The sequence below is a fragment of the Parapedobacter koreensis genome, assembly GCF_900109365.1.
GTDB classification, from domain to species: Bacteria; Bacteroidota; Bacteroidia; order Sphingobacteriales; family Sphingobacteriaceae; genus Parapedobacter; species Parapedobacter koreensis.
This window is the reverse complement of the sequence record NZ_FNZR01000002.1, coordinates 717,127-739,324: the sequence shown is the minus strand read 5'-3', so window position 1 is coordinate 739,324 and position 22,198 is coordinate 717,127. Positions and strand designations below refer to the sequence as shown.

At 49.5% G+C, this 22,198-nt stretch carries 24 protein-coding genes; 3 read left to right on the top strand and 21 right to left on the bottom strand.

Features of this window, described 5'->3' with window-relative positions; genetic code table 11:
• Positions 1 to 76 precede the first annotated feature (76 nt).
• A complete protein-coding gene (locus BMW65_RS07370) occupies positions 77 to 1,027 on the bottom strand; it encodes a FecR family protein (protein ID WP_090604078.1) in 951 nt (316 codons plus the stop codon).
• 200 nt (positions 1,028 to 1,227) lie between these two features.
• Here BMW65_RS07370 and BMW65_RS07365 point away from each other — a divergent pair, with 200 nt between their 5' ends.
• The gene (locus BMW65_RS07365; RefSeq protein ID WP_090604076.1) at positions 1,228 to 1,467 is read left to right on the top strand and encodes a hypothetical protein; all 240 of its coding nucleotides are present in this window, start codon (positions 1,228 to 1,230) and stop codon (positions 1,465 to 1,467) included.
• The gene (locus BMW65_RS07360) at positions 1,454 to 1,858 is read left to right on the top strand and encodes a type II toxin-antitoxin system VapC family toxin (RefSeq protein ID WP_090604074.1); all 405 of its coding nucleotides are present in this window, start codon (positions 1,454 to 1,456) and stop codon (positions 1,856 to 1,858) included. Before BMW65_RS07365 ends, BMW65_RS07360 begins: the two co-directional genes overlap by 14 nt.
• 12 nt (positions 1,859 to 1,870) lie before the next feature.
• On the opposite strand, the gene BMW65_RS07355 is transcribed toward BMW65_RS07360, so the two are convergent.
• The 20 genes from BMW65_RS07355 to BMW65_RS07260 form a co-directional block, all read right to left on the bottom strand.
• The gene (locus tag BMW65_RS07355) at positions 1,871 to 4,312 is read right to left on the bottom strand and encodes a TonB-dependent receptor (protein ID WP_090604072.1); all 2,442 of its coding nucleotides are present in this window, start codon (positions 4,310 to 4,312) and stop codon (positions 1,871 to 1,873) included.
• A gap of 3 nt (positions 4,313 to 4,315) precedes the next feature.
• Positions 4,316 to 5,038, bottom strand: coding sequence for a hypothetical protein (locus BMW65_RS07350; protein ID WP_090604070.1), 723 nt, complete (start codon positions 5,036 to 5,038; stop codon positions 4,316 to 4,318).
• 113 nt (positions 5,039 to 5,151) lie between these two features.
• Positions 5,152 to 5,685, bottom strand: coding sequence for an RNA polymerase sigma-70 factor (locus BMW65_RS07345; RefSeq protein ID WP_090604069.1), 534 nt, complete (start codon positions 5,683 to 5,685; stop codon positions 5,152 to 5,154).
• 87 nt (positions 5,686 to 5,772) lie between these two features.
• Complete coding sequence (locus tag BMW65_RS07340; RefSeq protein WP_090604066.1) at positions 5,773 to 6,051, bottom strand: transcriptional repressor; 279 nt, start codon at positions 6,049 to 6,051, stop codon at positions 5,773 to 5,775.
• A complete protein-coding gene (locus tag BMW65_RS07335; protein WP_090604064.1) occupies positions 6,032 to 7,261 on the bottom strand; it encodes a PepSY-associated TM helix domain-containing protein in 1,230 nt (409 codons plus the stop codon). The genes BMW65_RS07340 and BMW65_RS07335 overlap by 20 nt, the downstream gene beginning before the upstream one ends.
• A gap of 68 nt (positions 7,262 to 7,329) precedes the next feature.
• A complete protein-coding gene (locus BMW65_RS07330) occupies positions 7,330 to 9,882 on the bottom strand; it encodes a TonB-dependent receptor (RefSeq protein ID WP_090604062.1) in 2,553 nt (850 codons plus the stop codon).
• A gap of 196 nt (positions 9,883 to 10,078) precedes the next feature.
• Positions 10,079 to 11,005: a FecR family protein gene (locus BMW65_RS07325; RefSeq protein WP_090604060.1), complete on the bottom strand. Its 927-nt coding sequence runs from the start codon at positions 11,003 to 11,005 to the stop codon at positions 10,079 to 10,081.
• Positions 11,006 to 11,080: 75 nt separating this feature from the next.
• Complete coding sequence (locus BMW65_RS07320) at positions 11,081 to 11,614, bottom strand: RNA polymerase sigma-70 factor (RefSeq protein ID WP_090604058.1); 534 nt, start codon at positions 11,612 to 11,614, stop codon at positions 11,081 to 11,083.
• Positions 11,615 to 11,682: 68 nt separating this feature from the next.
• Complete coding sequence (locus tag BMW65_RS07315; protein WP_090604056.1) at positions 11,683 to 12,903, bottom strand: PepSY-associated TM helix domain-containing protein; 1,221 nt, start codon at positions 12,901 to 12,903, stop codon at positions 11,683 to 11,685.
• A gap of 196 nt (positions 12,904 to 13,099) precedes the next feature.
• On the bottom strand, positions 13,100 to 14,428 hold the full coding sequence (locus BMW65_RS07310) for a TonB-dependent receptor (RefSeq protein WP_090604054.1): 1,329 nt from the start codon (positions 14,426 to 14,428) through the stop codon (positions 13,100 to 13,102).
• A gap of 110 nt (positions 14,429 to 14,538) precedes the next feature.
• Positions 14,539 to 15,516 (bottom strand): FecR family protein, encoded by a 978-nt coding sequence (locus BMW65_RS07305; RefSeq protein ID WP_090604052.1) that lies wholly within the window; start codon positions 15,514 to 15,516, stop codon positions 14,539 to 14,541.
• A 65-nt stretch (positions 15,517 to 15,581) separates the two neighbouring features.
• The gene (locus BMW65_RS07300) at positions 15,582 to 15,845 is read right to left on the bottom strand and encodes a Txe/YoeB family addiction module toxin (RefSeq protein WP_262497313.1); all 264 of its coding nucleotides are present in this window, start codon (positions 15,843 to 15,845) and stop codon (positions 15,582 to 15,584) included.
• Complete coding sequence (locus BMW65_RS07295; protein WP_090604048.1) at positions 15,836 to 16,036, bottom strand: DUF2683 family protein; 201 nt, start codon at positions 16,034 to 16,036, stop codon at positions 15,836 to 15,838. The genes BMW65_RS07300 and BMW65_RS07295 overlap by 10 nt, the downstream gene beginning before the upstream one ends.
• A 53-nt stretch (positions 16,037 to 16,089) precedes the next feature.
• A complete protein-coding gene (locus tag BMW65_RS07290) occupies positions 16,090 to 16,647 on the bottom strand; it encodes an RNA polymerase sigma-70 factor (RefSeq protein ID WP_177181037.1) in 558 nt (185 codons plus the stop codon).
• Positions 16,648 to 16,749: 102 nt separating this feature from the next.
• Positions 16,750 to 17,031 (bottom strand): Rdx family protein, encoded by a 282-nt coding sequence (locus tag BMW65_RS07285; RefSeq protein ID WP_090604044.1) that lies wholly within the window; start codon positions 17,029 to 17,031, stop codon positions 16,750 to 16,752.
• Positions 17,032 to 17,104: 73 nt separating this feature from the next.
• Positions 17,105 to 17,326, bottom strand: coding sequence for a hypothetical protein (locus BMW65_RS07280; protein WP_090604042.1), 222 nt, complete (start codon positions 17,324 to 17,326; stop codon positions 17,105 to 17,107).
• A complete protein-coding gene (locus BMW65_RS07275) occupies positions 17,323 to 18,306 on the bottom strand; it encodes a hypothetical protein (protein WP_090604041.1) in 984 nt (327 codons plus the stop codon). Before BMW65_RS07275 ends, BMW65_RS07280 begins: the two co-directional genes overlap by 4 nt.
• A gap of 85 nt (positions 18,307 to 18,391) precedes the next feature.
• Positions 18,392 to 19,159 carry a LytR/AlgR family response regulator transcription factor gene (locus BMW65_RS07270; protein WP_090604039.1) on the bottom strand — a complete coding sequence of 256 codons (768 nt, stop codon included), beginning with the start codon at positions 19,157 to 19,159 and terminating at the stop codon, positions 18,392 to 18,394.
• Entirely contained in the window at positions 19,134 to 20,192 is a 1,059-nt protein-coding gene (locus BMW65_RS07265) for a sensor histidine kinase (protein WP_177181036.1), read from the bottom strand. Before BMW65_RS07265 ends, BMW65_RS07270 begins: the two co-directional genes overlap by 26 nt.
• A 138-nt stretch (positions 20,193 to 20,330) precedes the next feature.
• Positions 20,331 to 21,161, bottom strand: a complete 831-nt coding sequence (locus BMW65_RS07260) for a DUF2490 domain-containing protein (RefSeq protein ID WP_090604035.1) — start codon at positions 21,159 to 21,161, stop codon at positions 20,331 to 20,333.
• Positions 21,162 to 21,472: 311 nt separating this feature from the next.
• Between BMW65_RS07260 and BMW65_RS07255 the strand changes: the two genes are divergently transcribed.
• Positions 21,473 to 22,114 (top strand): DUF6266 family protein, encoded by a 642-nt coding sequence (locus BMW65_RS07255; protein WP_090604033.1) that lies wholly within the window; start codon positions 21,473 to 21,475, stop codon positions 22,112 to 22,114.
• The last annotated feature ends 84 nt before the right edge of the window (positions 22,115 to 22,198 follow it).

Here is a 22,198-nt window from a genome sequence, read left to right as displayed (position 1 = left end):
CTAACGGTTAATTACACACGCCCGGTGGAAGGTTTGGCGACGGACCGCCGGGCATTTTTCCTACCTCATCGCTATGTCATGGTTTTTCATTGTTTATAGTAAGCACTTTGTTTTCAAACCGGTACTCAAACCCATAGGCAAAACTGAGGCTCTTTACCAATTCCCCGAACGGCGGGTTGTTAAACTCGCCGGTATACCGTTGTGCGAGCAGGGCCTTATCCTGTACTTCTACGGTGATACCGTACCAGCGTTCTATCGTCCGGAATACCTCTTTGAGTGGCTGGTTGTCGAAGATTAGGCCGCCACGTTGCCAAGCAAGCTGGCTGCTGATATCCTGAACGGTCTTGGAAAGTTGTCGTTCTGCGTCTTGCCATCCCGTCTCGCCGGCGGTGAGTATGACAAACTCCCCCGATCCGGGATCGGACAACTGGACTTTTCCCCGCACCACATTGACCGATGCCATGGTTTCATCTTCATAGGCCCTGAAATTGAATGCCGTGCCCAGTACACGGACGACGCTGCGCGGCCCATTGATCACAAAAGACTTGGTTGTATCGTGGGCAATGTCGAAATACGCTTCGCCACCGAAGGAAACCAGTCGCAGGGAGTCGGTAAAGCGCTCCGGATACCGGATGAAACTGCCTGAGTTGAGGTGTACACGGCTGCCATCGGGTAGTGTGATTTCCATTTTTTTACCGGCAGGCACTTCGACAACCCGATATTGTACCTCCGCCGGTGCCGACGGTCTCAGGAAGTAAGCCAAGCCAAGTGCAAGCACGATGCCTGCAGCCACCCCGCGCAAGACCCATCGTTGGAAGAAAGGCTTTGTCTCTTTTGTTTGAGCCTTGAAAGCTACACGTTGGTGAAGCTCTTCCCACGACGTTTCGCGCAGACTCTCCATGTCTACTCCGTCCGGAAAAGCGGTTTCCGCATCGCTTTCCAGCAACCAGGCTTCCACGGCTTCCCGCTCAGCGGCGGTACATTCGTTGCGGTGGTACCGCTGTATGAGTTCCTGTGTGATTTCCATCGTTCAGCTACATAGCTGCATGAAGAGCTAGTTTCCCTAAATGATCGATGGAAAAATTTATAAGTTGCTCATTTGTAGTGTGAATAGTTTTTAGTGGGATTGCACTGTTGTTCCGATCGAGGAGCAAAAGAAATAGCTTTTGGTTTGTGAATCCAGTATTTGATAGCTATATTTGTGACTAGCTAAGCAAAGGAGGCATTATGGTAACCGAAGCGAGGAAACTGCACGTCATCGAGCAAGTCCTAAAGATAAAAAACGAAGAAAAGCTAGCTGCTATTGAAGATTTTGTTAGCCGTACCTTGAAAAAGCAAAAAAAAGAAGCTCGTTTGGAATCGCCGTTTCAAGAATTTGTGGGTATATGGAGTGAGGAAGAAGCAGCGGAAATTGAGAACGCCATTGCCGAATCATGTGAAACCATAAACCCTGATGACTGGAAATAGCATCCTCTTAGACACCAGTATTGTCATCGAACTTTTTAAGGGCAACACCAAAATATCATCCCATTTGGGTGACAGACAAATAGTCGATATTCCATACGTGGTACTTGCAGAATTGCTATTAGGGGCATACCGATCATCAAATACACTGAAGCATCTTTCTCAGATAAATAATTTCGTGAAACGATGTAATATTGTATCCGCCGATGCATCAACGGCCGATGTTTACGCCCAAGCCAAGGCCGGCCTGTTAAGAAAAGGAAAACCAATCCCTGAAAATGATATTTGGATTGCAGCCATAGCCTTGCAGTATAATTTAGTTTTAGTTACCCTGGATAAGCATTTTCAAGAGGTTGAGGGGTTGCTAACAGAAAGTTGGAATCCGAATAATTGACGGACTCTCAACTCACTGCTCCTTCCCTGTGTTGACATCATCATTGTTCACACCTCGGTGCTGCACCTGTCTTCCCGATTGCCCGAATTTCCAGCCGACTGTCAGCCGGAAACTGCGGTTGTAATACCGGTTGTCCAACTGCGAGCGATACCCCGAAGCATCCCACACATCGGTCCGCGACGTATAGGCGGCAAATGGATTGGCTGCAACGAAGGAGATGTTGAGGTTTTGCTTGGGTAGGTCCTTGCTCACCGAAAAGCTGTAATAAAGCCAATGCGTTTCATAGCCCTGCAGGGTCACCGCCCGCGAATCGTAGTCGACAAACCCCTGCACGGTATACTGCTTGCCGGGTGAATACGTCAGGTTGGCGTTGATTCCGGCATTCCATCCCCCATTGGCAATTTCAAGCGCACGGCTGTCGAAGCGTGCATGCCCTGCGCGGGCGTTGCTGCTCAACTGCCATTGGCTGGATATCGGCCAGTTGGCCGATGCATTGACACCCAACTGCCGACTGGAACCGAGATTCTGCTTGGTAATTGTCGAAATGCCGGAAGCAGGATCTATGCGGATGATGTCTTCGATGGCGTTGTCGCTCTGCCGCCAGTACAGGGAACCGAACAGGAAAACGCCGGAAGCAGTACTTGCCCCGTACGAAAGTTCGGTTTGGTGGGTAGCCTGTGGCCGTAAATCGGGATTACCCACCACCAGGTTATTGGCATCCCGGGCATCGATATTGGGGTTCAGGTCGATGATAGACGGGCGGGTAATCCGCTGCGTATAGCTGACGGCCAGTGTCCCGTTGCTGTTCCACTTCTTTTCAAATGTAGCGCTGGGCACCCAATTGGTAAAGTCATTGGTAAAAGGTTCGCCAACCGAACGCAGCAATCCTTCTACGTAGGTCTTCTCCAGTCGTATACCGCCGATGACCAACCAATCTGCTGGCAATTGAAGTTTTGTCTGCAGGTATCCTGCCAGCACATGCTGGCTGTAGTCAAACCGGTCCGTCCGGCTGGGCTGCACTTCCAGCGGGGATGAACCCGTTTCGCTCGCCAGCGTGGTGTAGTCGCTCAGCACGTCCCGGAAAATGGCTTTCACGCCTGCTTCAAGCACATTACGTCCGCCCCGGCCCAGGGGGTGCGTGTAATCGGATTGCAATGTCCATTCCGCAGTCTGCAGGTGATTGTCGTTGCGTTCCCGGTAGATGGGGGTGCCTGCATCATTGCGGTGCCAAGTATCGTAGTCATAATCGTCTTTTAGGTTATTGCTGTACTGGGCGATGGCAAAAAGCTCCTGACGGGGCTTCCGTAAGCGCTTGGTATAACTACTGTTCAGTTCAAAACCGATATTGGGCGCTCCCCGGGTGAGGACTTCCTGCGCGTACCGTTGCGCTGAGCCGGGCAGCAGGCTGACATTGGTTTGCGTGGTGTTGACAGGCCAATTGCCGAACCAACTGCCCGCGGAAAGATTGAGCAATGTTGTCGTGTCGGGTTGGTAGTCTACGCTCATGTCGTACGATCCGTGCGGCCTTATGTTGTCTGCTGCTGTGGATTGCGTAAGACCATACACCGCTCCCTGATCGGAAATCGGCGACCTTTGCAGGCTTCGCGTCCATTTATCCTGCAAGCGATGCAGGTGCGCGTAGGCATTTACATGCCATTTTTCCAAAGAGATGCCTGCCCGCGGATTCAGGATCTGCTCGCGGTTACCGCCGCTTAGGGTTAAGGCTCCCCCAAAGGGCATATTGTTTTTCTTGGTGATAATGTTGATGACACCGGCGGCACCTTCAGCGTCGTATTTTGCGTTGGGACTGGTGATGACTTCCACCGAGCGGACGATGTCCGAAGGAATCATGTTGAGGGCATCGGCCGGGCTGCGCGCCACCTGTCCGGAATATTTGCCGTTGATGAGGATGCGGATGCTGCCGCTGCCCCGCATGGTCACGTTGCCCTCGGCATCCACCTGAAGAGCCGGAGCTTTCCGCAGTACATCGGCGGCCGAGCCGCCCACGTTGGTGGGATCGTTTTCGGCGTGGTACACCAACATGCCGGGCCGCTGCTCGACGAGCCTTTTCTTCGCTGATACATTCACTTCATCCAGCAGGTTTACATCGGGAGCGAGAAGGACGGGTGCAAGCGGGATGGAAGGCTCCGTTTCCGCTACGGTAAACACAACGGTCTTCGGATGATATCCCACAAAGGAAACTTGCAACTGATAACTGCCGGGAACAGTGGTTTTCAACTGAAATGTGCCGTTTTCGTCGGAAAACGCAGTTTCGATCGTTTTCCCGGTGCGTGCGGTCAGCTGTAGGGAAACATAGCCGATGGGTGCACCGCTCAACGAATCGTTTACCACACCCTTTATGGTTCGGAAATTAGTTTTGTTTTGTGCCTGTATGGGCTGGCCCAACACCAGCCCATACAGGCACAGGAATGCAACTCGGAAAAAAGACATCATTAGCTATTTAGCTACTTCAATGCTATAAGTGGCACCCTGCCATAGTGCTTCGTAACTATTAGCTTTGTGCTTGCCCGGTGTTTTTTCGTAATGGCTGATTTCAATGACGTAGGTGCCCGGCCATAGTGGGATAAAATCAACGGTTCCGTCTGCACCCAGCGGGATGCCCTTTGTCCAACCCGTAGGGGATAGGATCGTGGCAAACCCCTCGGTCAGCGTTCCTCCTTTATGCAGGGCTTTCAGCTTGGTCGGTTTGTTTACCTTCCATTTGGCGGGAGATTGTGGGAATACCGTTAGTTCTTGGCTGCTGAGCATGGTTTCCGGGTTGTCACCTATTTTGCCCACACTCACGGTTGTTTGAGCCAAAAACTCCAGTTGGGTGTCGCCATTCAGGTCGCCGAGTTTATGTGCGGTGGAGAGGATGTACACCCCATTTGCCGAGGGAACAAACGATGTGTGCAGGAAGTTGCTGTCCGGATTCACGGTTAGTTTTTCTTTGCTTCCGTCGGGCTTGGTCAGCCACAATTCCAGATCTTTCAGGTCGGAATGCCAATTGGTTAGTGGTTCCCGTTCCCCTTCGGCATATTCGCCGAAGAACAGTTTGACCGTATGCACCTGCCCAGCTTTGCCGATAGGGGTTGTTTCAATCCAAAGGGCATGAGCGGATGCATGGAAAGTCGCTGATATAAGCGCAATGAAGAGAAAGAGTATTTTCAGGTATTTCATTTTTTAGTTATTAATGTGATTATTTGATTCGATAACATAGCTGCATAGCGCAGCATTTCCCCTAATGTATGGTAATAAATAACTGTTAAGGAGTTTATTTACAGGGAAAAAAATTATGATTTGTAATCTTTTAGATGCCTGCGCAGGAAAGAGCGGGTTTTACCGATGTGATATTCGACGGTTTTTTCGCTTACGTTCATGGCAGAAGCGATTTCGCGATGATTAGCACCCTCAAAATTGAGCCGGTAGATCTGCTGTCGTTTTGGTGGCAAGCTTTCCAACAATTCATCCATGCGGGCAGTAAGTTCGGCATAATGGACATCCTCTTGCGTACTGTTGATGGACTGTGGTACCTGATTCCGGTAGCTATCCAAATGTACTTCACGGATATTCTGATTGCGGATGTATTGGAACACTTCAAGCTTCGCCGCCCGGATCAGGTAGGCCTCTGGGCTGCCTGTGATAACCAACGTTTCCCTGCGCCGCCATAAGGATTCGAAAATATCCTGTGCAAGTTCCTTGGCCAGTTCGGTGTCCTGCAATACGCGGAAGCACACACCGAATACCTTAGCCCAGTAGGATTCATAGAGCTGCCGGAAAGTGTTTCCGTCGATATGCAGAGCGATATGTTGCTGTTTATCCGCCACGGGCTGTCAAAAATTCTATGGGCAAATATAGCCTTATTTAGAATTGATACAAATAAATTTGTCATATCGGTTTTGATTAGAAGCGTGTCACGTTAAAAGATGGCTGATTCCATACAGCACATGCCGTCGATTAGCCTGTTTTTGGTTGTTGAGTATACCCAAGATGGTAAGTCGCTTAAGTGTGGTGTACACGGTGGCGTAGCTGATGGTACTACCGTGGTTGCGAAGCCACATGAAAATGTCTTCTCCAGCCATAGGGATTCGTTGCTCAAGCAGAAAATGGATAATGGTTTCTTCGGGCACTGTTATCCGTGTTCCTTTTCGCTTTTGGACAGTTTCCAGTAATTCAGTTGCCAAAGTTTCCATTTATGTACGACTTGGTTTTTGTTTGGGGAGTATTGCCGTCGGCTGTTACCCTTTTTATATGCCTTTTCTTTTTCCCTCGTTTGCGGTTGTACCAGATGATAAAGCCGGTTACAGGCAGGCTTGCGGCAACCAGGCTGGCAAAAAAAGCAAGGATTTTGGTGGGCAGTCCCATTAATTGACCCGTATGGATATCATAATTCATCCGGTCACCTTTGTCAGCTAAACTGGCCGAAACATACCTGTTCTGGCTGTAGGTTCCGCCACCGTGCAGTTCCTTCAGTGTGTACCGGTCGAAATAGTAGATTTCCTGCCGGTAGAGTGTTCCCGGTTTTTTATTGACATTCACAAAGTAAGTGTCTGCCGGCTTTTCGGGCAGTCCGATGTAAATGGCGCCTTTTTCGGGATTATTTTTCCAGAATCTCTCCCATATCCTATCCTCCGGATGTTGAAAGGTTTCACCTACAAAAGTGGTATCCGAGGAGACGTTTTTCCATTCCGGGAGTTGTTTGCCTACGGATGCCACCCAGTAAATCGACTTTGATACCCACGGGAAGCCGTATACCAATCCAGTCAGGGCGAGGGCTAATAGGATAAGCAGGGAATAAAAGCCGATCACATTGTGCAGATCATAGTTGATGCGTTTGAATTTGGCGCCCCATTTAATGCGGAAGCTCTTTTCACGATTGGCTTTTTTCAGGTTTTTCGGCCACCAGAGCACCAAACCCGTTACGAGTTCGATCACGAAAATCAGGATGCCGTAGCCGACGATCGGGCGTCCGTAGTCCCACGGCAGCCACAGCGCCCGGTGCCCATTCAGCACCCAGGCGAAAAAATCAAATTCCGCCGGGGCATCCTGTTTCCAATGCGTCTTTTTAAGCAGCTTTCCCGTGAAAGGGTCAATAAAAAGCTGGTAGTTTTCATTTTCCATCCAAATGAGTACCCAGCATCCCCACCCAACCTCATAGGTGAGCGCACCCGGTTCCTTATCCACCGGAGCATACCGTTTGGCCAGTGCGATGATTTCCGAGGGGGAAAGGTATGTAGTGCTCTTATCATGGGACACACGGACTTCGCTGTCCTTATCCATCAGCTTGTTGATTTCTGCGTGGAATACATAGAGGCATCCGGTGATGCCAACGATGAAGACAACGATACCCGAGGTGAGCCCCAGCCACAAGTGGATTTTTCCGATGAGCTTTTTGAATGACATGCGATCCCTGTATAGTTAGGAACCGGGGCAGGCAGCAAACGCCACGCCCCGGAAACCAGCTGAATTCGTTAAAAACGGAACGTCACATTGCCCACCACACTTCGCAATGGCTGCGGTACAGCTCCCGACCAATATTTCTGGTCTGTCAGGTTGTTGGCTTTCAATCCTACCCGCCATTTCGGCTGGTCGTAAAAGACACTGGCATTCAGCAGGAAATACGAGGGGATGATCACGGTGTTCTCACCATTGAAATACGATTTGTCGACGTAATTGCCTCCAAACGCAATTCCGACATTCTTTAATGCGGGCGAAGACAAAAACTTATAACTTACCCAGAAATTGGCGATATTTTGAGGGTTTCCGGTCACTTGCATGCTTACATTGGATGCGGATTCGACGTATTGGTTGTCATTGAATGTATAACCCGCCAACAGATTTAATCCGGGAAGCGGATTGACGATGAGTTCGATATCGATCCCTTTGCTGTGCTGGTCCCCGTCCTGGTGGATGAAGCTATTCTCGTCAACACGGATGGCATTTTCAATGTCAATGTTGTAATAGCTGATGGACGCATTCAGCTTCTTGTCGAAGGTATTCATTTTTATCCCTGCTTCCCATTGTTTTGCATACTCAGGTTCAGCGATCAGTTGGGTGCCATCCGGCTGGTTGAAAGGACCATAATTGTTGAAGTTGCTCATGTAGTTGCCAAACAGCGAAACCTGATCTGGTACAACTTGATAGACCAGGCCTAACTTTGGAGCAAGCGCCGTCTGTCCATAACCCTCCTTCTGCTGGTAACGATCCAGCCGTAAACTCAACATTAGCAACAGCTGCTTCGTGAAATTGGTTACATTGGAAACATAAGCGCTGTACCTGTCCTCTCCTGATGTCGAAGACCAAAGTCCGTTTTCCCGGAGAATGGCCCAGTCGGCTTGCGAACGGCTTACCGGTGAAAACCCCTGCGTCAAATCGATGGAGTCTAGGAGGCCGCCCGCATAGTTGAATTTGTTGTCATGGTGCAGGTAATCAAGCCCCAGCACAATGCGGTTGGCCACTTTGCCGATGGCAAACTGGCCGTTGAAGTTTTGCTGAATGTTGATATACTCGTCGGCAATCGGGCCAAACAACGTCAATCCCCGGGCAATCGTGGTTTCATCGAGCCAGTTGGGATAGGCCTGGTAGCTGTTGGTGGCCCGGGTATTGCTGTTGGAAAAACTGGTGCTCGATGTCCAGTTGTCAGACATCTTGTAGGTGGCTACCACAAAAGCCCTGAATGTGTTGGCCAGTCCGCTGAAATCCTCACCGTACAGGGAGGTGGTGTAGCCGATGGGGACATCTTTGACGTTTGTCAACCCATACTGGTTGATTAGGGTGTTGATGTTGGGGTAAGGGTTACGGGTTTTGTCTTCCTTGTAATATTCGATGTCGACCAGAAAGGATAGCTTTTTATTTAACTCATAGTAGAGGCTGGGTGCAATGGCGATGGTATTGTGATGCCCCGCATCCATGAAGCTGCCTTCCCGGTTGTAGGCGGCATTTATCCTGAATAGAGCGGTCTTCTCCGCATTCAGTGGAGTGTTCACGTCAATGGTTACCCTGTTCAGTTCCCAGCTACCGGTGGAGTAGGATATTTCTCCTCCGAACCGGTCATAAGGTTTTTTAGTTACCAGATTGACCACACCGCCGTACGACGCGACATTGCTGCCGAACAATGTTCCTGAAGGGCCTTTTAACACTTCTATCCGCTCAATATTGACCGGATCTAATGTCGATCTTCCCGTAGGGGAGGCCATTCCATTTCTTGCATTGATGCCCACTCCAAAGCCTCGGGCGGATATACCCACCCCGCCAGCGGGGTCATTGCCGGCCACCGATCCCGGTATGTTGTTCAATGCCTGATTGATGTTGGTGTTGATCTGTTCGGCCATCAGCTCTTTGGTCACCGTACTGTATACCTGCGGATTTTCCAAATTACTCAGCGGCATTCGCGCGGCATAGTCTGTTTCCTTGTCGGCAAATTTATTTACACGTTCGCCGTTTACCACGACCTCCTGCAGGGTCTGTGCATCCTCACTTAGGGTAAATGTCACATTGGCTGTACTTCCGGCCACTACCGTTACGGATTGCTGCTGGGTCTGTAGTCCTACATAGCTGGCTGTAACCGTATACGTGCCAACTTCGATGTTTTCCAGCGTGAAACGCCCTTGATCATCGGCCTGTGTGCTGCGTTGGCCACGGATGCCTACCGTTACAAACCCTGCGGGTTGCCCGTCGCTGGTGGTCACTGTTCCTTTTACAATACCCGTATTTTTTTCCCTGACAATGATTTGCTGCCCCGACTGGGCAAAAGTCAGGTTGGTCTGGGCACTTATCTGCTCCAGGATATGTTGCAGGCTGCTGGATGGATCAGCCAGCGTGATGGTCCGGTCTACTGCCGCGAAGCGGCTGCTGTATACGAAAGTGACGTTGTTTTGCTGCTCGATCTGCTGGAGGATAGCTTTGACGGCCTGGGTTGCGGGTTGGATACGTATGGATTGGCCTTTCACAGGCTGGATGACCGTTGCCATCAGGAAAATCGCCGCCAGCATGCTTAGCCAGCGGGCACTTGAATTAAAATTCATACTTTTGTAAGCTTTTGAGAAATAAAATGCAGTGAATAAGTGAATGTATTTGTATTCTTGAAAGTTAGTTAAGCGGACGTGTTGCGAGCGCGTCCGTTTTTTATTTCTTGATTACTTGTTTCCCGTTAAGGCGGGAAATGGAGGGTAGCTGTTGATTCCATATTGGTGATTGATAAACGATATGTTGAATTAATGATCATTTCTTATAGATAGTAATTTGCTTGCCTTTCCGGGAGAACGCAATATCGGTGCTTTCGCTGATGACCCATAGAATGCGATCCAGCGGTTCCCTCGTGAATTTGCCGGTAATCAGCTGCTGTTCCACGTTTTCGCTGCCGGAGAATGTGACATCATAATGCTGTTCCAGCCTGCTGAATACCTCTTGGACGGGTGTCTCTTCAAACCACAGCATCCCGGATGTCCAAGCAAGGACCGGGGCGGTATCAGCCAATTGCTGTTTGCTGAAATCTTCTTGGTCGCTGGTCAGTTGCTCACCGGGAACCAGGTGATGGTATTGCGTCGCTGTGCGGTAAGCAATACGGCCATGAATCAAGGTGATTTGGATCGGATGATGATCATCGGCATGCCGGACGTTGAATTCCGTACCCAGCACCTGGATATATTCCTTCTCCGCGGTATGCACGATGAATGGACGGTGTGTGTCCCGATGAACGGTAAAATAGGCTTCTCCCCGAAGGAAACGAATTTCCCGGAGGGTGTCAGTAAACCGTTTGGGATAGGCGATACTGCTGCCGCCGTTCAGTTGGATGACGGAGCTGTCGGGCAAGGTAAGTATGCGTTGTTTGCCCGGCGGATTGTCCACCTGTACCCATTCCAGTGGCTTGGGGGACTGGGTAGATTGGAAAAGTCCCAATCCCAGTATTAACAGAAACATTGCCGCAGCGGAGCCGATAAGCAATACCAATCTATGGATGGTTCGTTTCTTGGCCGGGGCCTGCCTGATCCGGTCTTCCAGTTGCAGCCAATGACGGTCTTTCTCGCCATTGGCAGCCGGCGGTGCCGGAGGCAGCTCATCTGCCTCGTGCAGCCATTGTTCTACCAACCGCCGCTCATCTTCCGTACAGGTTCCACGCAGGTAACGGGCTATTAATTCGTTGTCCATCTATAAAGGATATACCCATTTCGGACGGGTACCCTAAACGGAGACTGTTTTTTTTAAAATTAAAACATATTGGAATTACGATTTCAAATAATCCCGCAGGGAATGTCGCAATAGTTGCAGGGTTTTTCCCATGTGGTATTCCACGGTTTTTATCGAGACATTCAACTGGTCGGCAATTTCACGGTGGGTGAGGTGCTCTTCACGGCTCAACCGGAATATAGTTTTGGCAGGCTCACGGATGGCCGACATCGATTTGGCATAGGTGCGCTGGAGCTCTTTGAATTGGATGTCTTCCGCCGACGCCGTACTTTCGGTAGCCGGGTTATAACCCGCTTGCCTGCGTTCCAAACGTTGCTTGTCTCGCAGGTATCTAAATGATTGGTTTTTAGCTGCTTGGTGCAGGTACGCACTGAGGTTGATAGCTGGAGACAATGATGCGCGGCGCACCCAAAGCGAATAGAAAATGTCCTGAGTCAGTTCGGCGGCTTCTTCATGTAATCCGATAAGACGTTCACAGACTGCCAGCACCTGCGACCAATAACGGTCATAGATTTCCTTAAAAGCGGTCACGTCCCCGCCAATTAGCCTGTCTATTGAATTGCTGAGCATCGCTTGTGTTATTTAGATAAATTCTAAACAACTGCAAATATGCTAACCGCCGGGGATATAACCAAATTTTAATTGCGTCTTTCTTTCGTCCTTGTTCTTTGTTCATTATCTCTGCTTTTTTTCTTCTTCCCCCACTTCCGGTTGTACCAGATGAGGAAGCCAGTGATGGGGAGGGAGGCTGCTATCAGTGAAGCGATGAAAGCGATAATTTTCGTCGGCAGGCCGTAAATGGCGCCGATATGTATATTGCGGTTCTGGCGGTATATTTTTTCTCTTACGGATAAATCTTCATACCGTTTCGCGAAGTGATCAGCGAAGGGCAATTCCTGCAACGTATACTGGTCAAAGTGATACCGTTTCTCTTTGTACTTATTCCCTTCCAGGTAATCAATATATGCGATGTAGGTACCCTGTGCTGCTGTTGGAAGCAGGAAAAAAACGCTGGATAGGTCGGGATATTCCAATTGAAGGCGATTCCAAAGGCGATCCAAGGGCGCTTCCGGGGAGGTGATATTGACCGTCGTATCGCTGACGGGCCGGCTCCCGGTCAATAACGCATTTCCGGTCAATGCCCGGTGATAACCTTGGTTGAACCAGGAAAACGTGTAGACGAGGCCGGTAGCCGCTAAAATCAGGCAAACGATAAGGCTATAGAACCCCAATACGTTGTGCAAGTCATAGTTTTTCCGCTTCCATCCCGTGGTTTTTTTCCAGCCGAAACGGAAGCTACGCTTCCGCATATGCTTATTCCACGGCCACCACAATACAAGGCCGGAAAGCAGTAGGGCAATGAAAATAACCGTGCTCCATCCCACGATATACTTGCCAACCATGCCCAGCATTAGGTTGTAATGCAAATACAGGATAATGTTGAAAAATTCGTGTTTTGTGTTTTCGATGTATACTATCTTTCCGGAATACGGGTGGATATATACCGTGTAATACACTTGGATCGTGTTGAAATAGTGCGTGCCGGCCGGATTGAATAACATGGCATTTGCCCGGAATGTACGGTTCGGCGCAGTATTGGCCTGGATGGATACCAATGGAATATCCCCCATGGTATCCTGTGCAATGCGTGTTAGTTCCGTAAGGGAAAGCGGTGTTCCTTCGGATGGCTGGATGAATAGCCGATCACGGTAAGCGACGTTTTTGATGTCTGGTTCTAAGACATAAATGCAGCCGGTTATTCCCAAGATAAACACCACCAGCCCGGAAATCAATCCGAGCCAGCGGTGTAAAAAGGCATTGAAATCGGATAGCTTTTTTTTGATAGTCCGCAATTTCATCAGAGTTTGACGCCGATGCTCAATATTGCCCGCCTCGCCCAAAGTGGGTAATACCCCCCGTACATGCCATACGTGTATCCTTTCTCATTCGTTAAGTTTGATACATTGAGCCGGGTGAAGAAATGGCGGTATTGGTAGCCAATGGCGGCATCGAGCGTCGAGTATGAAGGGGCTAGTTCGTTGTCAAGGTTGTATGCTACATGTTGGCGGGTTCGCCGAGAAAGGTTTCAAATCGCAACCGCTGGAGTCCATCGTACGTTTGGTTGGGGGAGATAATACCCGGATCCGATGTACGTTCGTCATTGCTGTAGACCGCCTCAACGTTCCAGGTTAGCCGATCGGTGATTTTCCAGGTAATGGTCGGAGCAAAAAGAAATGTCCGGTTGTTGATTTCATCCCGGAAACTATTAGCCTTTTCAAGTGTAGTATTGAGGCGGAACAGTACGGTCCTGTTTTCATCAAGTGCACCGCTGATATCGAACGTGGGACGAAGCAGGCTGTATTGGCCCAATTTCATTTCGAACCGTGTATAATTTTGTTCAAGTGGTTTTTTAGTGACTAAGTTGATCACCGATCCCGGCGGCAAGTCGCCATATTGGATGGAGGCTGGGCCTTTCAGTACGTCGATCTGCTCGATGTTATCGCCATAAAGCTGCCCTGCACCATTGGCTATACTCACGCCATTCCGCATGGCGGTAAGTTCAAATCCCCTTCCTGAAAATGCATCATAACCGCCTGAGTAGGAGCTGGCATAGTTGATGCCGCTGACATTGGCAATGGCTTCCCGTATGGACAGCACCTGCCGCCGCTGCAATTGAGCTTGGTCGATAATCTGTACCATCATGGGCAAATTTTCCAATGGAATATCCGTTTTTGTCACTGACGAAGTTTTACGTTGCTGGCCAGTCACCTCAACCTCCTGCAAGGTCTGTGCATCTTCGCTCAGGGTAAACGCTACATTGGCTGTGCCGTCCGGCGCTACGGTCACCCGCTGCTGCTGGGTTTGCAAACCCACATAGCTGGCCACAACTGTATAGGTGCCGGCTTCAATGTTTTCCAGCTTGAAGCCTCCCCGCTCATCAGCTTGCGTACTCCGCTGCCCGCGGATGCTGACAGTTACGAATCCGGCAGGTTGCCCATCGCTTGTCCGTACCGTGCCTGACACGGTACCTTTGCCAGCCGATGGCTGGAGGTTGATGCGGTTGCCCTTGATTTCCATGCGCTTCACGGCGTCGCCGAATACATCCTGCAACACGCGTTCGAGTGTCTCGTCGCGATGGTTGAGGCTGACCTTCCGGCCGGCATCCAGCAGGTTGAGGCTATAAATAAACGTGCAGCCTGCTTTCTCCTCGATTTGCTCCAATGCTTGCGCGAGGGTGACGTCATTCACCTGGATGCTGATGCGTTTTTGCAGGATGTCGGACTGTGCCCAGGAGAGGGATGTGATAAGCGTAAGCCATAGGATGAGGATGAGGGTCTTGAAGAGATGTGAAAGGTATGTGGTGCTAAATAGCGAAAAGTTCATATTTTTGAAACAGTGTAATGTGATTGAATAATTGATGAATCCATTGCATATGCCCGGTGAACGAGTTTGGCGATGAGTGCACCGGGCTTCTTTATTTAATGATTTAATATTTATTGATACAATATAACCTCCTTGTTTTTAACGGTGTAGTTAATGTTCATGCTGAATGCCAGGTCATGCAGTACCGAAGAGAGCGACGCATTCATAAAACTGGCCTTCACGCGATAATCTGCCAATCCGGGGTTTTGCAAGGTAATGCGGACATCATACCAGCGCTCCAGTTCGGGCAGTGCTTCCGCCAATGAAATTCCGTTGAAAATGATTTCGCCGCTTTTCCATGCCGTATAATTGCGGCTGTTTACGGCCAACTGTTCCATGGCTTTGCCGTTGTAGATGCCCTGTTCATTGGCGATAAGGGTAAGGGTATCGGCCACTCCTGCGGCGGTAAACTGTACCTTGCCTTCCTCCACGGTCAGGCTGGATTGATCCGGGGCACGGCTCCGCATATTGAAGCGGGTGCCCAATACCCGTGCCGCTGCATACGGGGTCTCCACGATGAACGGCTGTTCGGGATTTTTGGTCACCTCGAAGAAGCCCTCGCCTTCGAGCAGCACATGTCGTCGACTGCCATCGAATCGAACGGGATATTTTAGCGTGCTTCCTGCGTTGAGGTATACTGTAGTACTGTCTGGTAAGGTCACTTGCATTTTCCTGCCGTACGGCACCGCTATTTCCCGGTATTCGGCAATGGATAGCCCGGGATGTTCGGTAATTGATGACCACTTGAATAGATAGAGGGATGTTACGATGAGTAACGAAGCGGCTATGCCTATGGGCATCAGCCAGTGATGTAGTCGCCGGTGATAGGACTCCGCGGGCTTTTTTTCCGGTTCTTCCTGTTTGCTACTGCGTTCGCCCTGTATACCTTGCCACAGCTGTGTTTTCAGTGCCTCTTCTCCATTAGGCGCATGCAATTCGTATTCCCGATCGGGGGTATCTTCGGCCATCCAGGCTTCCACGGCTGTCCGTTCTTCGGGCGTGCATCGGCCCGACCAGTATTTTTCCAGCAAGCGGTGGTCAATCTCCATGGATGTTGCGTTTACAACATCAGTCGGCGTTCGGGCGGCTTACCCTTAGTCGGGTATGGAAAAAATTATTTCCAGTAATGCCCCTTAACGGAATGGATTCTTATTCTGTCGTTTAAGACTTCGTAAACGATCCGGTGCTCATCGGTTATACGTCTTGACCATTTGCCTGATAGCTCGTATTTCAAAGCCTCGGGTTTGCCTATTCCGTTATAGGGATTCTCTTGGATGGAACTAATTAGGCGGCTGATCTTTTTTTGGATAGCGAGGTTTCCAGATTTCTTCCAACAAGCAATGTCAGCCATTGCTTGTTCAGAATAATCTATTTCCACAAATCTTCCGTTTTAATAGATTTGAATTGGCCGTTTCGGAACTCTTCTTCGCTTTTTTTGATTTTCTTTACAAAACTCGGATCATAGGTTTTGCCCGATGTTTTCTCAAAAGAGATATTCATGGCTTTTAATACGGCTTTAATTGCGTTTGCTTGGGCCTTGTTCTCCGGATGCACAATAAACGTTTCCATATAATACTTTGTCGTATACTGGCAAATATACTCATTATTCTGATAATGTGCAATCACTTGCTGTCCAGTTGCCCGTCAAGGTTCTTTTTTAAGAAACCAAGAGCTTTGGTGAGGTGTGCCTCCACGGTTTTCTCAGAAATGGACAGTTGCTCAGCGATTTCGCGGATGTTTAATCCACTATTGCGGCTGAGGGTGTACACCTGTCGGCAGCGGCAGGGGAGGCGATTTACCAAGCCATCCACGAAGTGGTCGAGGTCTTTGTAGTAGATGGTTTCTTCCGTATTGTTTACAGTCTCGCAGAACTGCTCAGCAAGGCAATTCTCCCGTTCCGTCCGTTTGAATTTCTCGCGGAAATGATCACTGATTTTGATGCGCGCTGCGCGGAAGAGGTAATATTCCATGCTGACACTGATTTGGAGGGTTTCCCGTCGTTTCCAAAGCGAGCAGAAAATATCCTGTACCATGTCCATCGCCGCATCATCGTCATGCGTGTGGTGCTGGCAGAAGGCCAGTAAACGTTTCCAATAAAGGTCAAACAGCAAACGGAACGCCGTTTCATCCAAGGGGTGTTGGACTTGCTGTTGTGGGTCTTGTTGGCCGTTTTTGTCCACGGAATACGAGATTGCAGTTTAAACGGCCCAAAGCTATGTATTTATGTGGAATAATTCTAAATAAATTTAGTGGTATGTTAGCAGGCTATATCCTCACTTTTTCTATTGCGCCTTATCCGTATGCCCCAGTTGCTTATCCGGTGCTATCCGGTCTCGTACCAAACGCTTCAACGCGGTAATTTCGGGGAATCCACCGTCCGTTTTCCGATCCACAATTATTGTTTCATTGATGGCTATGGTGAATCTCCCCGCTGTTTCCGAAGGCTTCAGCAGGACGCCACCGAGTTCCTCGGTGAAGGTAGTCAATAGTTCAGATGCGAAATATACCGATCGCAGCATCCAGCCGCATTTCGGGCAATATTCAATCGTGATGGTTGGCTTCATCGCACGCTACGTGTTAAAAAAACCTTGCTAAAATACAGAAATATTAGCATAAATGTGGATGGAAAACCAGGCATCAATAGTCCAACACCACACAAGTGAAGTCCATAAATGCCAACGCCGCCACGATGTCTTCTGTAGCATTGCGGTTGGTGCATACCCGCAATACTTTATCGCAATCGTCCAGGTCAACGGTCCAGTTGCCCTTGCCGAGCAGCTTGTCCATCACGGGACTGATGGCTGATACGTCTTTCCCGGTCGCCACCGAAGTCTTAAAAATCAGGATGTGTTGCATCATTTCGATAGTTGCGCATTGGGGATGACAAAAGAGATGCTGAAATTGAAGTATGCGCTCCCTTTGGCATCCGTTTCAAAAAGATAATCCGTATTCCGGTTATAAACCTTCATCAGGCGGCTCTGTATGGTGTTGCGGTAGCCGGCACGGGCACCGGCAAGGATGCGGCCGAACAAACGCTCATACCCGATACCCGAACAGAGCTCCGCTGAAAGATTTTCGTGGTTGCCCCGGAGGGCGTCGGACTCGGGTGTGAAAAAACTGCTGCCCGCCAGTTCCGGTCCGATTGACAGCCAACCCTTTAGGAAATTGGCCTTTCGCAGTATGATTTTCTGTGGAAAGACCGCATCGATTTCCCAGGGTCCGCCACCGAGCCGATGCCAATAGCTGATTACGGGGATTACCGGCGTGGTACTTGAAGGATCCGATGTCACATACACGCCCAACGTGTATCTTGTGGCCGGGCCTTTGACAAAGATCAGCGATGAGACGGCAGTGACAAACACCTTCCTCACGTAGACAAGGTTCGTGCTTGCCATGATGATGTTGACATTGTGCAGGACGGGCTTGTTCCATAGGTTTCCCCTGTGAAACATTGAGGTGGTCAGGTTCACGTCATTGATCTGCATGCGCCGGTCGGGTATAAATCCCGGAAGCCCCGACATCCCTGAATTGGAAATAGCCATGTGCGTATATAGGACACTCCCCGCAAAGGTCGTCTTGCCTTGTTTGTAGATCGGGAAAGAGCCGAGTGCCATGAAGCGGAGCATGCTGGCGTTTCCCCTACCAAATTCCTCATCCTGATGCCGGTTGGTGTAGTCGGCTCTGGCCACCCGGTCGAGCTGCACTATGTAGGGTTTGACCAATGGGTAGTCCGGGGGGTGTTCCGTCTGTTGTGCCGGATCGGTCTGTGCTGGTAATAGCAGGGGGATAGCGGATAATGCAGCAACGAGCAAGATCTTGGCATCGAGTTTTACGTTCATTCTGGATACAAAAATGTCCTTATCCTTTGGCGTGGAAAAGGATAAAATAACCGAAACGGACAAATAAAGGGGGGAAATCGAAACATCAGTGGCCGGAGAGCCAGCGCAGGAACTGCCCTGTTTTCTCCTTGCTCACCTTGACGGTGTCCCCAAAGGGGACGGTCAGATCCACAGCCAGTTTACGCGAAATGGATTGGGACGCGTGTTTCACGGCCCCGCGATTTACCAACTGCTGCCGGTTTACACGGAAGAATTCGTCTCCCACCTGCCGTTCCAATTCTTCCAGGGGCCTACCAATGGCAAAGGTTTTCCTATCGAAAGTCAGTAGGTAGGTTTCCTCCTGTTCGATGTAGAACAATGCGATCTCCTTGATGGATAAGGGGATGATTTTATCCCTGTAATTCACCAACAGGGAAACTGGCCTACGCAGCATATCATCCAGGAGCCGTTTGTAAACGCCGTCATGACTTTCTCTGCCGACCGTGAACATACGCTGGAACGCATAATACTTGCGAAGGGCGGTGGCAACGGCTTCCTCACTTGTCGGTTTCAGCAGGTAATCGATCCCATTGCTTTTAAAAGCCTCCAGGGCATACTCGTCATATGCTGTGCAGAAAATCACCGGGGCGGATACCCGTACGTTGCTGAATATCTCGAAACTCAACCCATCCTCCAGCTGGATATCGCAGAAAATGAGGTCGGGTTGGGACTGCGTGGGTTCGTTCAGGTATTCGGCGCTTTCTGCAACGGAAGCCAGTACGGCGAGGATCCGGACGTCCGGTGTAGCCTTCTGGATAGCATTTGCCAGCACTTCGGCGGCCAATTCCTCATCTTCGATCAATAGGACGTTCATTGCTCAGTATTTTGATTTTTACTAGAAAATGTTCGCTGTTCCGCACGATTTCGATGCCCTCTTCCGAGAGCATACGGTAGCGTTCGGCAAGATTGGCCAGGCCGATGCCTGCGGATGCTTCTATATAGGCTTTTTCATGGATGTTGTTCTTGACGCATATCCATCCGCCTTCTGAGGCGATGATGATGGACAGCGGGATCGACTTCGTAAGCTGGTTGTGTTTTATCGCATTCTCGGCAAGCAATTGGACAGCAAATAGGGGAAGTTTATGATCCATAAGGGATTCATCGACGGTGATGCTGAAACGCAACGTATCCCTGAAGCGCATTTTCTGCATCTCCAGGTAATCGCGGCACAGTTTTATCTCGTCGCGGAGCGTTGCCGTGCCGGCAGGATTTGAGGATACCGCAACCCGGAGGAAGTCAGCCAACCTCAGCAGGTAGGCTTCCGCCATATTGCCGTCTTTCCGGATCAGGGCCCTCAATGTGCTGAGTGCGTTAAACAAGAAGTGGGGATGGATCTGCTGCCGCAGCAATTGGTTTGTAGCTTCGCTTTTTGCTTTGGCAAGCCGTGAATTTTCAAGCTCCACCTGCCACTTGGCATACTGCATGATACTCAAGTGCTGCCAGATCAGCAATACACCGTTCATCAGCACGGCCTGCAAGGCAAGGTAAACATATAGCTTTCCACCTGCTATATCCGAAACCGGTTGGGATAGCATCGGGTACCCGCTAAGGAGCCGCTTATGGAGGTTGTGCACCGCATAGATGGTCAGGATGGCGAATGCACTACTGATGCCAATAGCAGCCGCGGAAAGCCGTACCCCGTTTTGCGGAGGCATCAATGCGTATATGGCTGTATTGCCCATGGAAATGCAGAAAAAAACCAGGAAGGCGAATGTGGTCCGATCCAATACCTGTAGCCCATTCAACCCTTCCATATAAGACGACAGCATCACATAGATGGTAAGGGTCACGGAGAAAAGTAAACCCTGCTTTATCCAGATCTGTATCGGAAATCCCGACGTTCTCATGTGCAAATATACACATCGGATTGCTTTCAATTCCGGGGAACGCATCCAAACGGCCAAATCCGCGTCTGGAATGGGCAAATCCAGCGTGGAGACCATACTTTCGGTTGTATCAGATAATAGTGGTGATTGTACTTATCCTCAATGATGCGTAAACGGATTGTTCCAAATCACATCCAACGCGATGTACTGGACATCCTTGGTATGGTGTCCATGTCCGATGAGGTTGTTCATGTAGCCGATATCCAGTGTGAGTGGGCTTTTACTTGGCTGGAACGAATAGTAGCAGGTAAAGCGGCTTTCCTTATAGGCAAAAGGACTCCACTCATGGCCGGGTACGTTTTCTTCCGAAATGGCAAATAAGGCTTCCGCGCCGCCGACAATCTTTTGGTTGCCATCGACATCCAGCGGGATGGTCAGCTGTGTCTTCGCGCGGGTCCTGAACTGGATGTTTTCCTCGACGGCTCCAAAATCCGGGTCGAAATATTTCCGTACCTCTTGGCGGAAGGTGTTGGTCCATTTGCTCTTTCCAAGGGGATGTGTGTAGGCCATACGACCATATAACCTGAACTCCTGTTGTATCGGAATGGAATCCGGTACGAAGTGGGCGTCGGACTCCTGGTATTGGTTTTGTCGACGGTAGCTTAATGCGTAGGAATACTGCCAGCGGTCGGCAAACTGATGGTAAAACTCTTGGTTAAGTACCATAATGGCTGGATGCCGCGCGGGATTGCTGCCAAGGTGCGGGTCGCTGATGCGGCCAAACCCTAAATAAGTGGTTGAACTTTTGGTATTTTCGGCATTGAGGTTCTGTTTGATTCCAAACGCTATCCAAGAAGCGGTTGCCGTGCTGCCCAATCCCGGTGGGCTTATCTGCGCAAAAACGACGGGAAAATAACTGAATAACGCAATGAAGAGAAATAAGGAATATTTAGTTGAGAAAAGTTTTGATGTAAATGATGTTAAATTCATTTATAATTAATGATTTGTTAACATTGAAGCGCCCAAAAATAAGAATTTCGCTGACCGAAATGAAAGTAGCAGTGGGAATGCACTATTATTTTTACGATTCCGCAACAGGAACTGCATGAACAGGTTATTTACTTCTTACTACTTTTACTAATTGTAGAAACATTATACGGAAATAATACGGAAATTGTAGGGACTTTATAGGGACAAATCCCTAATAAATCCTTATAAACTATCAGTAACTTATCAGTTACTGTTGGAATTGGTCATCAGGTTTTATTACTTTAGTAATATACAAAAAACAGGAAAAGGATATGGCAATCTTGAAAAACGGTCCTAATGGTGGATTCAGCGGAAAGGTAGGCAGCATTGTCGGCTATCAATGGCGCGGCAAGGACGTGATACGCGGCCTGCCTCGTTTTTCCTCAAAACCGCGTACGCCCGATCAACTGGCTAACCAATTAAAGATGACACTGACACAACGCTTCCTGCAGCGCGTGATCCAATTCATCCGCGTAGGATTCAGGCATGAAGCTGATCGGAGGGTCATGAGTGCGTTTAATGTGGCGATGTCCTACAACAAGAAGCAGGCTATCGTGGGCGAATACCCGGATTTAGCATTCGATTACCGGAAAGCTTTGGTGAGCATGGGCAGTGTGCCGCCCGTGAAAGACGGTACGGCACGCTGGGTAGATGGGGGGCTGGAACTGCAGTGGACGAATGACACCGGCGAGGGCAACGCCGGCGGCAGGGATTACTTGCTTGCCGTGTTGTTTTTTCCGGATGACGAGGTCTGCGAATTCCGTTTTAACGGCGCGTCGCGGACTGAAGGCCGGGATGTAATCGCTGTTCGGCCGATGTTTGTTGGAAAACCCGTACACGTCTATGCTTCATTTACTTGCTACAACGGAAGCGATATTTCGCCGAGCAGCTATGTTGATGTGATTACTGTTTGAGGTTGGGCATGGGCAACATCTGCATCGTAACTTTAATCGTAAATGTTGCAAAGGTTATGGAGCTATTGTTATTTTTGCAAACTG